Source organism: Streptomyces sclerotialus (genome assembly GCF_040907265.1).
GTDB lineage: Bacteria > Actinomycetota > Actinomycetes > Streptomycetales > Streptomycetaceae > Streptomyces > Streptomyces sclerotialus.
On record NZ_JBFOHP010000002.1, the window covers coordinates 1166361 to 1181461 of the forward strand.

The window sequence follows — 15101 nt, forward strand, 5'->3', positions numbered from 1 at the left end:
GAAATTTGTGTGATGGATTATTGCTATCCACACGATCTATTTCCCTGATCGTCGGCGGCGGGTCCACATTAGTCCCACAGCGATCAGGAGGACATGTCTGTGAATCCCGCACCCGTATCCCCGCCCTTCGCCGGGCCCTTCGCCCTCGCGACCCTGTCCGCCCCGGACGGCCCGGCTTTCCCCGCGCTGGTCACCCCCGACGAGCACGTCGTGGACCTGCGGACCGCCCTGGACGACGACCGGCTGACGGTCCGTCGGCTGCTGGAGGACTGGGCCGCGGTGCTGCCCCGGCTGCGGACCCTGGCCGGCGACGGCACGGTGGAGCGCGAGCCCCTGGCGGGGTTCCGGGTGCACGCCCCGGTCGAGCCGCGGCAGGTCTTCCAGTCCGGCGCCAACTACCGGCAGCACGTCATCGACCTGCACGTCGCGCACCGCGCGCCCGGTGACGACCGCCCGGAGGACGAGCGCCGCGCGGAGGCCGCCGAACTCATGGACCGGCGGGCCGAGGAGGACCTGCCGTACGTGTTCATCGGGCTGCCGAGCGCGATCACGGGCCCGTACGACGATGTGGTGCTGCCCGGGTGGGCCGAAAAGCCGGACTGGGAGCTGGAGTTGGCGGCCGTCATCGGCAGGCCCGCGCATCGGGTGACGGTGGAGGAGGCCCTGGAGCACGTCGCCGGGTACACGATCGCCAACGACCTGACCGACCGCGCCACGGTCTTCCGGCGCGACATGCCGCAGATCGGTACCGACTGGCTGCGCAGCAAGAACGCGCCCGGCTTCACCCCGCTCGGCCCCTGGATCGTGCCCGCCGAGTCGATCGCCGACCCCGGCGACCTGCGCCTCGTCCTGAAGCTGAACGGCGAGACCATGCAGAACGAGTCCACCAAGGACATGATCTTCGACGTGGCGCGCATGGTGTCCTACGCCTCGCAGACGGCCCGGCTCCTGCCCGGAGACCTGGTACTGACCGGCTCCCCGGCCGGCAACGGCATGCACTGGGGACGGCTGCTGCGCGACGGCGACGTGATGGACGGCTCGATCAGCGGCCTCGGCGCGCAGCGCACCCGCTGTGTGGCGGAGGTGGCGTCGTGACCCTGGACCGGAACGACCCCGAGGGCGCCATCGCCGAGGCCGCCAAGGCGTACTCCAATTGGGGGCGTTGGGGCGAGGACGACCGGCTGGGCACCCTCAACTTCCTCGACGCGGCCAAGCGCCGCGAAGGAGCCGCGCTCGTGCGTCGGGGCGTCAGCTTCTCGCTGGCGCAGCGCTTCGACATGGACGGGCCGCAAAAGGGCTGGCGGCGGCGGACCAACCCGGTGCACACGATGCTCGACACCGGCACCGACGCGGCGCTCGGCAACCAGGGCTTCCCGCACGGCCTCGGCGGCGCCGACGACGTCATCGCCATGCCGCTGCAGTGCTCCACCCAGTGGGACGGGCTCGGCCACATCTTCGACCACGGCAAGGCGTGGAACGGCCGCCCCGCCGAGCAGGTCGTCACCTCCGACGGCGACCTCGTCACCGGCATCGAGCACATGGCCCCGTACGTCGCCGGACGCGGCGTCCTCCTCGACGTGGGCCGCGTCATCGGCGAGGGTGGGGGCACCTCCCGCTCGAGCGGAGTCGAGAGTGGGGTCGAGAGTGGAGGAGAACTGCCCGACGGCTTCGCGATCACCGAGGAGCACCTCACCGCGACAGCCGAGGCGCACGGCGTCACGGTCGGCCGCGGCGACATCGTGGTGGTGCGCACCGGACGGCTCGCCAGGGCCCGGCGCGAGGGATGGGGCGAGTACGCGGGCGGCCCCGCGCCCGGCCTGTCGTTCACCACGGCCGGCTGGCTGCACCGCACCGAGATCGCCGCGATCGCCACGGACACCTGGGGCTTCGAGGTCCGCCCGAACGAGTTCGAGCACGCCTTCCAGCCGCTGCACCAGGTCGCCATCCCCAACATGGGACTGCTCATCGGCGAGATGTGGGACCTGGGCGCGCTGGCGGCGGACTGCGCGGACGACGGGGTGTACGACTTCTGGCTCGCCGCCGCTCCCCTGCCCATCACCGGCGCCGTCGGCTCGCCCGTCAACCCCATCGCCGTCAAGTAGCCCTCGATCCACCTGAGAGCTCCCCGAGATCTCCCTGAGGTCTCCCTGAGGGACAAAGGAGTAGTTCCCCCATGAGCACACCCCGCACGGTCCTCGTCATCGGCGGTGGCGCGGCCGGCAACGCGGTCACGATCCTGCTGCGCCGCGCCGGGATCACGGTCGACCTGATCGAGGCCAAGGACGACTGGAACGCCACCGCGGGATCCGGCATCACCCTCCAGGGCAACGCCCTGCGCGTGCTGCGTGAACTCGGCGTGTGGGACCTGGTGGAGAAGTCCGGGTACGCGTTCAGCGCGGTCGGCATCACCGCGCCCGACGGCACCGTCCTGCACGCCGCCGAGGACCTGCGCACCGGCGGTGACGACCTGCCCGCCACCGTCGGCATGCAACGCCCCCGGTTGCAGGGCATCCTCAGCGACGCGGTGCGGGCCAGTGGCGCCACCCTCCGCCTCGGTGTCCGTGCCGCGTCCCTGGAGCAGGACGACGACGGCGTGTCGGTGGCCTTCGACGACGGCAGCGAGGGCCGCTACGACCTGGTGATAGCCGCCGACGGCCTGGGCTCCGCCACCCGCGCGGCCATCGGCATCACAGACCGGCCCGAACCCACCGGCATGGCCATCTGGCGCGTCGCCGCACCGCGCCCGGCCGGTGTGACCCGCACCGACCTCGCCTACGGCGGCCCCGCCTACATCGCCGGCTACTGCCCCACCAGCGACAGCACGCTCTACGCCTATGTCGTCGAGGCGAAACGCGACCGGGCCTCCATCCCCGTGGCGAGCTACGCGGACGAGATGCGCGCCCTGGCACAGCACTACGGAGGCCACTGGCCCGAGATCACCGCGCACATCACCGACCCGGCGAAGGTCAACTACACCTGGTTCGACCGGCTGTTGGTGGAAGGTTCCTGGCATCGCGGCCGGGTCGTCCTCGTCGGCGACGCCGCGCACTGCTGCCCGCCCACCCTGGCCCAGGGCGCCGCGATGTCGCTGGAGGACGCCTGGGTGCTCGCCCAGTTGCTGACCGCCTCCGACACCTGGGACGACCCCCTGTTCCAGGAGTACTACGAGCGCCGTGTCGCCCGCGTACGTCCCGTCGTGGACGCGTCCGTGCAGATCGGGCAGTGGCAGCTGGACGGCGTTCGCGACGCCGACCTCCCGGGCCTGATGAGCCGCACCATGACCATGCTCCGGGAGCTGCCGTGACCACGCCCACCGTCGACGTGCACGCCCACGTCCTGCTGCCGGAGGTCGACGCCCTCGTGGCCGGCCTGCCCGGCCACGCCGAGGCCCGCGCCCTGGACGCCCGCCGCAACGGCCGCGCCGCGCTGGAGGTCAACGGCCCGATGATCGGCGAGCGGATCGGCCGCCTCACCGACGTACGGGCCCGGCTCGCGGCGATGGACGCCCAGGGCGTGGACGTCCAGCTGGTCAGCCCGTCCCCCTCGCACTACCACTACTGGGCGGACGAGGAGACGGCCGAGCAGGTGTACCGGCTCGCCAACGAGGCCACCGCCACGCACTGCGCGGCGGCACCCGACCGGCTGCGCGGCCTCGGTCTCGTACCCCTCCAGCACCCCGCCCACATGGTGCGCGCCCTCGATCACGCCCTCGCGCAGGGACTGGCCGGGGTGGAGATCTCCAGCCATGCCCCGGCGCGTGAGCTGTCCGACCCGGCCTACGAGCCCTTCTGGTCGCGCGCCGAGGAGACCGGAGCGGTCGTCTTCCTGCACCCGTTCGGCTGCACCCTCGACGAACGCCTCGACCAGTGGTACCTGTCCAACACCGTCGGCCAGCCCACCGAGAACGCCGTCGCCCTGTCGCATCTGATCTTCTCCGGTGTCCTCGACCGGCACCCCGGTCTCAAGGTCGTCGCGGCGCACGGCGGCGGCTACCTGCCCACCCACATCGGCCGCTCCGACCACGCGTGGTCGGCCCGCTCCGACGCGGGCGCCGGCTGCGCCCACCCGCCCAGCAGCTACCTGAAGCGGCTGTACTTCGACTCCCTCGTCCACGACCCGTACGTGCTGCGGGAGTTGGTGCGTGTGGCCGGCGCCGACCGGGTACTGCTCGGCTCCGACTTCCCCTTCGACATGGGCACCGAGGATCCGGTCGGCGCACTGCGCGCCGCGCGTCTGCCCGAGGCCGACTTCCACGCCGTACGCGGCGGCAACGCCTCCGCCCTGCTCACCCTGCTCTCCAAGGAGTGACATCATGCGCCTGCTCACCCATCTCCGGCACGTCGACCTCGCCGTGCCCGACTACGACAAGCAGCTCGACTTCTACGCCGGCGTGTGGGGCCTGACCAAGGTCGCCGAGGACTCCGGCATCTCCTTCCTCGCCGCCGAGGGCTCCCCGGAGCAGTACGTCGTACGGCTCCGCAAGGCCGACGAGAAGCGCCTCGACCTGGTGTCGTACGGCGCCGCGTCCGCCGCCGACGTCGACACGCTCGCCGAGCGGCTGCTCGCCGGCGGCGTCCAGTTGATCACCCAGCCGGGCAAGGTCGACACACCCGGCGGCGGCTACGGCTTCCGTTTCTTCGACGTCGACGGGCGCACCATCGAGGTCTCGGCGGATGTCGAGGTCCGGCAGCACCGCAAGATCGAGGAGAAGGAGGCCATCCCGGTCAAGCTGTCGCACGTCGTGCTCAACTCCCCCGATCTGAACCGCACTCGGGAGTGGTACGAGCGGCACCTCGGCTTCGCCCTCTCCGACACCCTCAGCTCGCCGCACATGGGCGAGGTCATGCACTTCATGCGGATCAGCAACCAGCATCACTCCATGGCCATCGCGCAGGGCCCGCACACCGCTCTGCACCACGTCTCCTTCGAGATGCGCGGCCTGGACGAGTACATGCGCGGCTCCGGCCGCGTCATGCGCGCCGGGTACCGCAAGATCTGGGGCCCCGGCCGGCACATGGCGGGCGACAACACCTTCACGTACTTCCTCGACCCGCACGGCAACACCGTCGAGTACACCACCGAGCTGGAACTGCTCGACGAGGACACCTGGCATCCGCACGTCTACGACTTCTCCCAGCCCGAGGTCACCGACCAGTGGGGCACCGCGAACCCGATGAACGAGCTGATCGCCAAGGAGTCCTTCAACGACCCCGACCGCGGCTGCTTCGTCGCCCCGCCGGTCTGATCCCCGAACCCCCACGACTCCGGGGGCGCGGCGCTCCTGTCACCAGCCCTGACTCCCGCCGCGCCCCCGGCCACCCACCGCCAGGAGCCGCCCATGCGCTTCGCCGCCTACCAGCACCAGCAGCAGCACCGCGTCGCCGTCGTGGACGACGACGGCACCCTGTACCCCGTTCCGGGCGCCCGCTCGCTCACCGAGCTGATCACGTCCGGGGACGGGCTCGCGGCCCTCCTCGGGACCGGCACCGCCTCGCTCGACGTACCGCCCGGCCCCCATGTCTCCCAGGTGCGGCTGCTGTCGCCCCTCCAGCCCGCCTCCGTACGGGACTTCGTCACCTTCGAGGAGCACGTCGAGGGCGTACGCCGCTCCGTCGACGGAGCCGCCGGTGTACCCGAGGAGTGGTACGCGGCACCGACCTTCTACTTCACCAACCCGCACGCCATCTACGGGCCGGGGGACGACATCCCGGTACCGCCCGGCTCGGCCGTCCTCGACTTCGAGCTGGAGGTCGCCGCCGTCATCGGCCGCGAGGGCCGCGACCTCACCCCCGAGCAGGCCCGCGACCACATCATCGGCTACACCGTCTTCAACGACTGGTCAGCGCGCGACCTGCAGTCCGCGGAGATGAAGGTCGGCCTGGGCCCCTGCAAGGGCAAGGACACCGCCACCTCCTTCGGCCCCTTCCTGGTCACCGCCGACGAGCTGGAGCCGTACCGCGACGACGACGGCTTTCTGCGCCTCGCGCTGACCGCCGAGATCAACGGCGAGACGGTCGGCAAGGATCTGCTGTCCAACATGAGCTGGACCTTCGAGGAGATGGTCGCGTACGCCTCGCGCGGCACCCGGGTCGTCCCCGGTGACGTGCTCGGATCGGGCACCTGCGGCAACGGCGGCTGCCTCGCCGAGCTGTGGGGCCGGCGCGGTGAACAGACCCCGCCGCCGCTGAAGCCGGGCGACACCGTCTCCCTGACCGTCGAGGGCATCGGCACCCTCACCAATACGGTGGTCCCCGGCGCCGGCCCCGTACCGCTGCCCACCGGGCGGCGCCGTCCCCGGGAGCGGCCGTGAGCGACCCGCACCCCAAGAGGCTGCTCGGCAAGGTGGTGGTCGTCACCGGCGCGGCGCGCGGCCAGGGCGCCGCGGAGGCGGAAGCCCTCGTCCGCGAGGGGGCCCACGTCATCGCCACCGACGTGACGGAGGCCCCCGGCTGCCGGCGCCTCGACGTCAGCAGCGAGCGGGACTGGGCCGATCTGGCCGCCGAGCTGAAGGAGTCGTACGGGCAGGTGCACGGGCTGGTCAACAACGCGGGTGTCACCTGGCGCGCCCGCGTCGGAGACGTACGGCCCGAGGACCTGGCGCGCGTCCATGCCGTCAACGTCACCGGCCCGCTGCTCGGTATCCAGCATCTCGCCCCGCTGATGCCGCCCGGCGCCTCGATCGTCAACGTCGGCTCCTCGGCGGCCCTCACCGCGCACTACCCGGTCGCCTACACCACCAGCAAGTGGGCGCTGCGCGGCCTGTCGAAGACCGCCGCCCTCGAACTCGGCCCGCGCGGCGTCCGTGTCAACACGATCCATCCCGGCTACATCGAGACCGAGATGACCGCCTCCGCCGCCCCGGCCTTTCGCGAGGCGAATGTCCGCGAGACGCCGCTCGGCCGCACCGGAACGGTCGAGGAGGTCGCTCCGCTGATCGTGTTCCTGCTGTCCCAGGAGTCCTCGTTCATCACCGGTGCCGAGATCCCCGTCGACGGCGGGCTGACCGCGCACGGCGGGGTCAAGTCGGTCTCCGACGCGCTGCGCGAGGGGGCCTCGTGACACGGCTGGCGGGCAAGGCCGCCCTGATCTCCGGCACGGCCCGCGGTCAGGGCCGGGCCGCCGCGCTGTGGGTTCGCACGTCGGCGAGAACACGCGGCTTTCCCGGGTGGCGAAGGGCGGCCTGCCCTGGCGGTACGCGCCGGACGGCTCGGTCGCGGTCGCCTCGCCACCCGCATCGACCGGATCTCAGTCGGCATCGCTCCCCCTCGGTCTCCTGCGCCTCGTATACGGCCGGGTGCCGCGCCTGACCGGGATGCGTGCACTGCACAAGTATGTGGCTAAAGTGTGCATGAAGGGGGATGGCAGTCAACGGGGTAGAACGGAGAACACAGCACGTGAGCACTTCCGCAACCACGCGCACCCTGGCCCTGGAGGAGTTCGGCACCCTGCCGCGGCTGCAGGAGCGGGCCGTGCCCGCACCGCGCCCCGGCCACACCCTCGTCCGGGTGGCGGCGGCCACCGTCGCCCATCTCGACCTGAACATCCTCGACGGACAGTTCGGCATCCTGCCCGAGCTGCCGTTCATCCCCGGCACCCAGGGCAGCGGCTACGTCGTCGCCTCGGACACGCACCCCGAGGGCGCCCTGGTCCGACTGCGCGGCGAAGGACTCGGCCTCAGCCGCGACGGCGCCTGGGCCGAGCACGCCCTCGTCCCGGACGCCGCCGTGGAGCCCATGCCCGAGGGCACCGACCCCGCCCTCGCCTGCATCTACTTCTCCCCCGTCGGCACCGCCTGGGCCACCGTCCACGCCATCGCCCAGGTCCAGCCGGGGGAACGCGTGCTGGTCACCGGCGCCTCCGGCGCGGTCGGCGCCGTCGCCGTACAGCTCGCGGCGCGCGCCGGCGCCGAGGTGATCGGCGCGGTCGGCCGCCCCGCCAAGCTGCCGCACGTCCCCGACGTCGCCAAGGCGCTGCTCGCCTCCGACCTCACCGAGGAAACCCTCGGCGGCAAGGTCGACGTCCTCATCGACACCGTCGGCGGCCAGATCCTGCGCAACGCCCTCACCCAGGTCCGCCCCCGCGGCCGCGCCGCCCTCCTCGGCTACACCGCCGGCCGCGAACTCACCCTCGACCTCGCCGACTTCTTCCTCGCCGACGTCTCCCTCCTCCCGGTCAACATGATCTCCCGCGGCCCGGAAGTCGCCCCCGAAGTCCTGCGCCTGCTGCCGGACCTGTCCTCGGGCGCGCTGTCGCTGCCGTACGAGCGCTACGGAATGGACGCCCTCGGCGAAGCGGTCGAGCGCCTGCGCGCGGGCACGGCGGTCGGCAAGATCGTCCTCGACATGAGCGACGCGAAGTAGTAAACCCGGGCCCTCACAGGGACAGAACCGGACCGGACCGTGCACCGGACCGGACCGTGCACCGGTCCGGTTCGCACCGCTCGTCCGTCTTCCGCACCGCCCCCTGCTTCGTCGGCCCGGTCAGCTACGGCGGACCGCTCCGAGCTGGGCACGGTGCAGGCCCGAGGAAGCGAACCGCTGCGCCACCACGCGCAGGACATGAGCCATCGCCTGGGCGGGCGGCGTGGTGGGCCGGGCCAAGGCATGAGCGAGCAGGATGCGGCGGGTGGGTGCCGGCACGTCGGAGGCGAAGGGCAGCAGGCGGACGTCGCTGCGGCGGCTGGTGAGGGCGAGCCGGGGCGCGAGCGCGATGCCCAGTCCGGCGGCCACCATGGCCTGCGCCTCCTGGTAGTCGTGCGAGGCGTAGGCGATGCGCGGCTCGAACCCGGCCTGGCGGCAGCTGCGGCGCAGTACGTCGGCGACGGGGTGGTTGTCGGCTCGGATGATCCATTCCTGGTCGGCGAGGTCGCTCAGGCGCACGGAAGGGTGGGCGCGCAGGGGGGAGTCCGCCGGGACGACCAGCACCGTGGGGTCGTCGAGCAGGTGGGTGAGGGCGAGGGCCGGGTCCTCGATGCGGTTCCAGCCGTAGTCCCACAGCAGGGCCTGCTCCACCTCGCCGGTGTGCAGCATCTCGCGGAGCTCGGCGAGAACCCCTGCGTGGACCTCGATGCGGACCCCTTCGTGGCGGCGGCGGAAGCGGGTGAGGGCGAGCGGCAGGAGCGAAGCGCTCGCGGTGGGGAACGAACCGAGCCGCAGTGTGCCCTGGTCGAGGTCGGCGAAGGATTCCAGGTCGGCCTGGGCGGCGCGCAGCTCGCGGCGGATGGCCTGCCCGCGTTCGGCCAGTGCGGCGCCGGCCGGGGTGGGGCGGATGCCGCGGGGCAGCCGCTCCATCAACGGCTGCCCGGCCTCGCGCTCCAGCAGCGACATCTGCTGGGAGGCCGCGGAGGTGGTCATGCCCATCGCCTCCGCCGCGGCGGTGAGCGAGCCACGTTCGGCAGCCTCGGTGAGCAGCAGGAGATGGCGCACGTTCAGCATGGCGCCGAGTTTAGCTCAGCTAAACCCGAGTGAAGCTGACTGCCATTGTGCCCAAGTCACGCCTCTGCGAAGGTCTTCGCATTCGCCGGGACGGTTCAGGTTCACCGGTTGGCAATACGCCCGTAACCGCTCTCCGGCCCCTCCTCCGCGTTGATCGAGAAAGAGCCTCAGACGTGCACACTCCCGCGACCCTGGTCCGCGGTGGCACCAGCAAGTGCTGGCTGTTCCACCAGGTCCATGTCCCCACCGAGCTCGGCGCCCTGGAGAAACTGCTGGTCGCCGCCTACGGTGCCACCGACCCGGTGGAACTCGACGGGGTCGGCGGGGCCACTCCCACCACCTCCAAGGCCGCGATCGTCAGCGCCTCGCCCGAGCCCGGCACGGACATCGACTACCTCTTCGCCCAGGTCGGCATCGGCACCGGCTCGGTGGAGTGGACGAGCAACTGCGGCAACTGCGCCACCGGCGTCGCCCTGTACGCCGTCGCCAAGGGCCTGGTGCCCATCACCGGGGACCGGACGCGCGTGGTGATGCGCAACATGAACACCGGCGCGGTGCTCGAAGGGCTCGTGGACACCACCGGCGGCGTGGCACACGACTTCGGCGACCAGACCGTGCCGGGCACCCGGGCCGGCGGCGTCGCGGTCGGGCTCACCTTCCGCGACCCGGCAGGCCGCACCACCGGCTCCCTTCTGCCCACCGGGATGGCCGCACAGGAACTGCGGGTCGGTGCCGCTGATGCCATTCGGGTGAGCATGGTGGACGCCGGGGCGCCGGTCGTCCTCGTCGATGCCACCAGTGCGGCACGTACCGGTGCCGAGACCATGGAGCAGATGCGGACGGACGCACCGTGGCTGCGCACCGTCCGCCATGCCGCCGCGCCGCTGATGGGCCTGCTCAAGCCGGGCGAGGAGCCTGGCGACGCGGTCCCCAAGGTGGGACTGGTCGGCCGGCCGGTCCCGTACACCACCACGCTCGGCGAACGCGTCGCGGCCCAGGACTACGACATCTCGGTGCGCATGCTCACCATGAACGCACCGCACCCCGCGATCGGCCTGACCTCCGCCGTCGCCGTCGCGGCCGCGGGTCTGCTGGAGGACTCCGTGGTCTCCCGGGCCGCGGGCGGCCCGACCGAGGAGTGGCTTCGCCTGGGCACCCCCGCCGGTGTGATCGCGGTCCGCTGCTCGGACCTGCGGGACGGCCTGCCCGGCCGGGTCACCGTACAGCGGGCGGCACGGCTGCTCGCCGATGCGCGCATCTACGTACCGGAACCAGGACGACCGCAAGCAGCCTGAACCGGAACCACTCCCCACACCCCCCAGGGCCTGTTCACGCTCCTCCACCCCGGGGTAACCTCGCGCCCTCGGGGCGCGCCATCCTGTCCCCACCGCACCAAGGACAATGATGTCTACTGAAGTGATCTCCATAGGCGCGCTGCTGGTCATGTTCGTGGTCGGCACCATCCTGCCGATCAACCTGGGCATCCTCGCCTTCGTCGCCACCTTCGCCGTCGGCACCGTCTCGCTCGGCCTCACCGAGGACGAGATCTTCGAAGGCTTCCCGGTGGACCTGTTCGTGACCATCGTCGGGGTCACCTACCTCTTCTCCGTCGCTCGCCGCAACGGCACCATCGACTGGCTCGTCGCGGCCGGAGTACGACTGGTGCGCGGCAAGGTGGCGCTCATCCCCTGGGTGCTGTTCCTGGTCGCCGCGACGCTCACGGCGTTCGGCACCTTCACCCCGGCCGCCGTCGCGATCCTCGTACCGATCGCCATGAACTTCGCCTACCGCTACAAGATCAACCCGCTGGTGGCCGGCATGATGGTGATCAGCGGCGGGCACGCGGGCGCCTTCTCCCCCCTCGCCGTCTCCGGTGCCCTCGTACTGGGCCTGGTCGACGACACCACGCTGCACATCTCGCCCGTGACACTGTTCACCGCCAGCTTCGTGATCAATCTGGTGCTGTCTCTGCTCACCTACGTGTTCCTCGCCAAGCGCCCCGCTCCGCCGGCGGACACGGCACACGAGACGGCTGACGACGAGAACCCCGCGGCGTCCGGCAGACCCGACTGGCGTCAGTGGCTCACCCTCGCCAGTCTGCTCGCGCTGGTGGTCGGTGCGCTCGGCTTCCGGCTGGAGATCGGCTTCCTGGCCCTGGTGGCCGGCGCCCTGCTGTCCCTGGTGGACATGGCACGGCAGGAGAAGGCCGTGGACGGCATCAGCTGGTCCACCCTGCTGCTGGTGGCGGGCATGATGACCTACATCGCCATGCTGGAGAAGGCCGGCATCATCGAGGACATCTCCCACCACGCCGCCGGCCTCGGTGCACCGCTCCTCGTGGCCCTGGTGCTGTGCTTCACCGTAGCCATCACCTCGGCCTTCGCCTCCTCCACCGCGATCCTCACCGCGATCATCCCCCTGGCCGTACCGCTGCTGCTCTCCAGCCACCTCAGTGCCGCCGGTCTCATCGCGGCCCTCGCGGTCTCCACCACGATCGTCGACACCTCCCCGTTCTCCACCAACGGCGCCCTGGTCCTCAGCAACGCCCGCGGTATCGACACCCGCCGCTTCTACCGCCAGATCATCGGCTACACCGGCGGCATCGTCGCCCTCGGCCCCGTCGTCGCATGGGGAGCCCTGGTCCTCCCCTGGTCATGACCCCAGCAGAACGAGCACCCCGTGCCTGACCCACGGGCGGCGGGCTGCCGCCGCGGGCGCCCTGCCGGACGTCTCCCGCCGCCGTCTTCGGCGCCCCGCCGCCTCCGGGCAGGCAGGGCGGTCGAAGTCCGGGGGCCCGGGTGTCCGGTGTCCGGTGCCTGGTGTCCGTCAGAAGCGGACTCAAGTCCTCTGTGGGGTTCTTGGGAATAGTGGGCCGGGCCGACGGGTTGCCGGATGCACAAGATCCGTACGGCAGTTCGGGAGGGTTCATGGCAGTGCACGGCACGGTGGCCGCCGGGTTCGAAGGCGTGCGGGAGGAGTTCGCCGCCTTCCTCGCGGGCGAGGAGGACGCGCCGGGTGCGCAGCTTGTGGTGCACCGGAGCGGCGAGCGGGTGGTGGACCTGTGGTCGGACGGGGTGACCGGGGAGTCGCTCCTCGGTGTCTTCTCGTCCACCAAGGGCGCGGCGTACCTGGTGACCGCGCTCCTGGTCCAGGACGGCGTCCTGGACCTGGACCGCACCGTGGCCTCGTACTGGCCGGACTTCGCCGCCGAGGGCAAGGGCGGGATCACCCTGCGCGAGCTGCTCGCTCACCGGGCCGGGGTGATCGGCCTGGATGCCGGCTTCACCCCGGAGGAGCTGACCGACGACCGGGCGATCGCGGCCCGCCTGGCCGGGCAGCGCCCGTTCTGGCAGCCGGGGCGGTTCTTCGGCTACCACGGGTTCGTGATCGGTGCGCTGGTCGGCGAGGTGGTGTTCCGGGCGACCGGGCGCACCCTGCAGGAGTGGTACGAGGAGCGGATCCGCGCCCCGTACCACCTGGACCTGTGGCTGGGCCTCCCGGAGTCCGAGGAGCCGCGCTTCCTCACCACGCTGCCGATGCTGCCGACGCCGGAACAGCAGGCCGAGATCGAGGCCGCCGCGCACAGCCCGTACAGCCTGGGCGGCATCGCCTTCAACGAACACGCACCGGGCAACGGAGAGCTGTACGACTTCCCGAACTCCCGCACCGTCCGCGCGAACGGCCAGGCGTCGGCGGGCGGCATCGGCTCCGCGCGCGGCCTGGCCGGCATGTACGCGGCGGCCGCTTTCGGCCTGGACGGCCGGAGTCCGCTCCTGAAGCCGGACACGGCCGCCGAGTTCGCCCGGATCCACTCCGAGGGCAAGGATCTGGTGAGCGGCGAGCCACAGGCGTTCGGACTGGGCTTCCACACCTACGGCCCGCACTTCCGCTGCCTCGGCGCCGGCGCCTTCGGCCACAGCGGCGCCGCGGGTTCCCTCGCCCTCGCCGACCCCCGGCAGGGCTACTCCTACGCCTACACCCGCCGCCGGTACGCCTTCCCGGGCGGCGCGGCCCCGGAGAACGAGCGCCTGCTGTGGTCGGTGGTCCGGGCGCTCGGCTGACGAAAGGGGGCGCGGCCCGGAGGCCCGGACCGCGCCTCGCCCGTTTCGGTGTGTCCTCGGGATGACGCCCAGACTTCGACGTCCTCTCGTAGTACATCAGGCGCAGCCAACACGCATACCGGTCAGGCCCGTTGACAAGGTCCGGGCGATGTCCGCGGCACGTTGCACGATGGCCGGCATGCCGGAAGTGAAGTAGAGAGAACCGTGGGTCAGGTCTCCGAGCGCGAACAGGGCGCTCGGGGCGGGACGCGCGCTGGGTGTCACACGCGCGGTCCTGAAGTCGACCTGGATTCCTCCTCCCGGATCCGGAACCGCTGCCCCGTCGCGGGTCAGCCCGTCGACAAGGGGACGGGCGTCGGGGTGAACGGCATGAACGGCGGGGGTCACCGCGCTGATGGCGGCACCGGCCCGGACCGTACAGGTTCGGGTACGCACCAGGAACGTACCGTTGTACGGAGTGACCGCTCGCAGCCCGGGCAGCACTGCCAGCTGGCCGGTCGCCGCCAGCCCGGCCAGCATCCGTGCGTTGCGGGGTGGCATCGGAGAGATCAGGCTCATCACCACCGGATGGAATTCGGCGAGGATCCGGTGTTTGTCGTCCGGGGGCAGTAGGTGCCACGCCTCCTGGCCGACCAGCCCCACCGCTTGTTGGAGGATGTGCAGTCCGCGGGGTGAGGGAGTGGCCAGATGCCGGTGCAGCCGCTCGAGGGGGGACTCGCGTTTGATGATCTCCCGGGCCAGGGCGGCGGCATCGAAGCGGGCCGAGGCCAGTTCCGCGGCGACGAGGCGGGTGAGTGCGGCGAGATCGTACCTCCCCCGCCCGGCAAGGAGGCGTAGCCGGGTCGCGGTGAGGTGGGTGAAGCGGTGGGCGGGGGCGGGTGGCCGGACGGCCGGCAGGATTCCGTGGCGGGAGGTGAGCCAGATGCGGCCCTGGTGTCTGCGCGCGGCCAGACCGGCCACGAGGTCGACGGCGGTGAGCCCCGTGCCGATGATCGCGATATCGGCGGTGGAGGAGAGCGTACGGAGGCTGTCGGAAACCGGGTAGGGGCGGGCTATGTATCCCGGGTGTCCGGCGAGCTGGTACGGGTCGGCCGGTTCCGGGCCGCCCAGGCACAGCACGGCGAAGTCGCAGGCCGTGGCGGTGTTTCGGGTGAAGACGGTGAGCCGGCGGCCTGGCGGTGCAATGCGGTCGACCAGTTCCGGGACGAGGCGCACGGTCCAGCCGCGGGCGAGCAGGCGGCGCTGCGCGGCCTCGGCCTCGGCGACCAGGTAGTCGCCGATCAGTTGGCGGGGGACGAAGCGGGCACCGGCGTCGGGGGCGTGTTCGTCGAGCCGGTGGGCCAGCCATCGCGCGGCGTGGGCGGGGTCGTCGTCGTGCAGCGACATCACGGATACCGGAACGTTGGTGATGATCTCAGGTGCGTCGTGCTGGTAGACCCGGCCGCGCCACAAGGGCCTGCGGGGTTCGTAGACGAGCACAGTGCCCCGGGCCGCCGCGGAGAGCGCGGGCAAGCGGCGCGAGAGGGCTGTCAGCAGACAGGCGGCCGCGGTGCCGCCACCGACGACGGCGATCGTGGGGCGGGTGACGTCATACATGGCAGTCCCG

Annotated in this window: 13 protein-coding genes; 11 read left to right on the top strand and 2 right to left on the bottom strand. The window is 71.8% G+C overall.

From position 1 onward, the window contains the following. Positions 1 to 93 precede the first annotated feature (93 nt). From AAC944_RS05265 to AAC944_RS05300, 8 genes are all read left to right on the top strand, one after another. A complete protein-coding gene (locus tag AAC944_RS05265) occupies positions 94 to 1095 on the top strand; it encodes a fumarylacetoacetate hydrolase family protein (protein ID WP_030611431.1) in 1002 nt (333 codons plus the stop codon). Beyond that, positions 1092 to 2102, top strand: a complete 1011-nt coding sequence (locus tag AAC944_RS05270) for a cyclase family protein (protein WP_030611428.1) — start codon at positions 1092 to 1094, stop codon at positions 2100 to 2102. The genes AAC944_RS05265 and AAC944_RS05270 overlap by 4 nt, the downstream gene beginning before the upstream one ends. Positions 2103 to 2173: 71 nt before the next feature. Beyond that, complete coding sequence (locus tag AAC944_RS05275) at positions 2174 to 3304, top strand: FAD-dependent oxidoreductase (RefSeq protein ID WP_030611425.1); 1131 nt, start codon at positions 2174 to 2176, stop codon at positions 3302 to 3304. After that, entirely contained in the window at positions 3301 to 4308 is a 1008-nt protein-coding gene (locus tag AAC944_RS05280) for an amidohydrolase family protein (protein ID WP_030611423.1), read from the top strand. The genes AAC944_RS05275 and AAC944_RS05280 overlap by 4 nt, the downstream gene beginning before the upstream one ends. A 4-nt stretch (positions 4309 to 4312) precedes the next feature. Beyond that, the gene (locus AAC944_RS05285) at positions 4313 to 5245 is read left to right on the top strand and encodes a VOC family protein (protein WP_030611419.1); all 933 of its coding nucleotides are present in this window, start codon (positions 4313 to 4315) and stop codon (positions 5243 to 5245) included. Between the two features lie 93 nt (positions 5246 to 5338). Continuing rightward, on the top strand, positions 5339 to 6310 hold the full coding sequence (locus AAC944_RS05290) for a fumarylacetoacetate hydrolase family protein (protein ID WP_030611416.1): 972 nt from the start codon (positions 5339 to 5341) through the stop codon (positions 6308 to 6310). Then, positions 6307 to 7059, top strand: a complete 753-nt coding sequence (locus AAC944_RS05295; RefSeq protein WP_030611414.1) for an SDR family NAD(P)-dependent oxidoreductase — start codon at positions 6307 to 6309, stop codon at positions 7057 to 7059. The genes AAC944_RS05290 and AAC944_RS05295 overlap by 4 nt, the downstream gene beginning before the upstream one ends. Before the next feature lie 335 nt (positions 7060 to 7394). Then, the gene (locus tag AAC944_RS05300) at positions 7395 to 8360 is read left to right on the top strand and encodes a quinone oxidoreductase family protein (RefSeq protein ID WP_368396892.1); all 966 of its coding nucleotides are present in this window, start codon (positions 7395 to 7397) and stop codon (positions 8358 to 8360) included. Positions 8361 to 8480: 120 nt separating this feature from the next. Here the strand turns inward: AAC944_RS05300 and AAC944_RS05305 are convergent, their stop codons facing one another. After that, positions 8481 to 9434 (bottom strand): LysR family transcriptional regulator, encoded by a 954-nt coding sequence (locus AAC944_RS05305; protein WP_030611410.1) that lies wholly within the window; start codon positions 9432 to 9434, stop codon positions 8481 to 8483. A 173-nt stretch (positions 9435 to 9607) separates the two neighbouring features. On the opposite strand from AAC944_RS05305, the gene AAC944_RS05310 reads away from it, so the two are divergent. From AAC944_RS05310 to AAC944_RS05320, 3 genes are all read left to right on the top strand, one after another. Beyond that, a complete protein-coding gene (locus AAC944_RS05310; protein ID WP_030611408.1) occupies positions 9608 to 10729 on the top strand; it encodes a PrpF domain-containing protein in 1122 nt (373 codons plus the stop codon). Positions 10730 to 10838: 109 nt separating this feature from the next. Further along, complete coding sequence (locus AAC944_RS05315) at positions 10839 to 12092, top strand: SLC13 family permease (protein WP_368396894.1); 1254 nt, start codon at positions 10839 to 10841, stop codon at positions 12090 to 12092. 269 nt (positions 12093 to 12361) lie between these two features. Continuing rightward, on the top strand, positions 12362 to 13495 hold the full coding sequence (locus tag AAC944_RS05320; protein WP_030611403.1) for an EstA family serine hydrolase: 1134 nt from the start codon (positions 12362 to 12364) through the stop codon (positions 13493 to 13495). A 96-nt stretch (positions 13496 to 13591) separates the two neighbouring features. Here the strand turns inward: AAC944_RS05320 and AAC944_RS05325 are convergent, their stop codons facing one another. After that, positions 13592 to 15091, bottom strand: coding sequence for an FAD/NAD(P)-binding protein (locus AAC944_RS05325; RefSeq protein WP_051871553.1), 1500 nt, complete (start codon positions 15089 to 15091; stop codon positions 13592 to 13594). Positions 15092 to 15101: the final 10 nt, after the last annotated feature.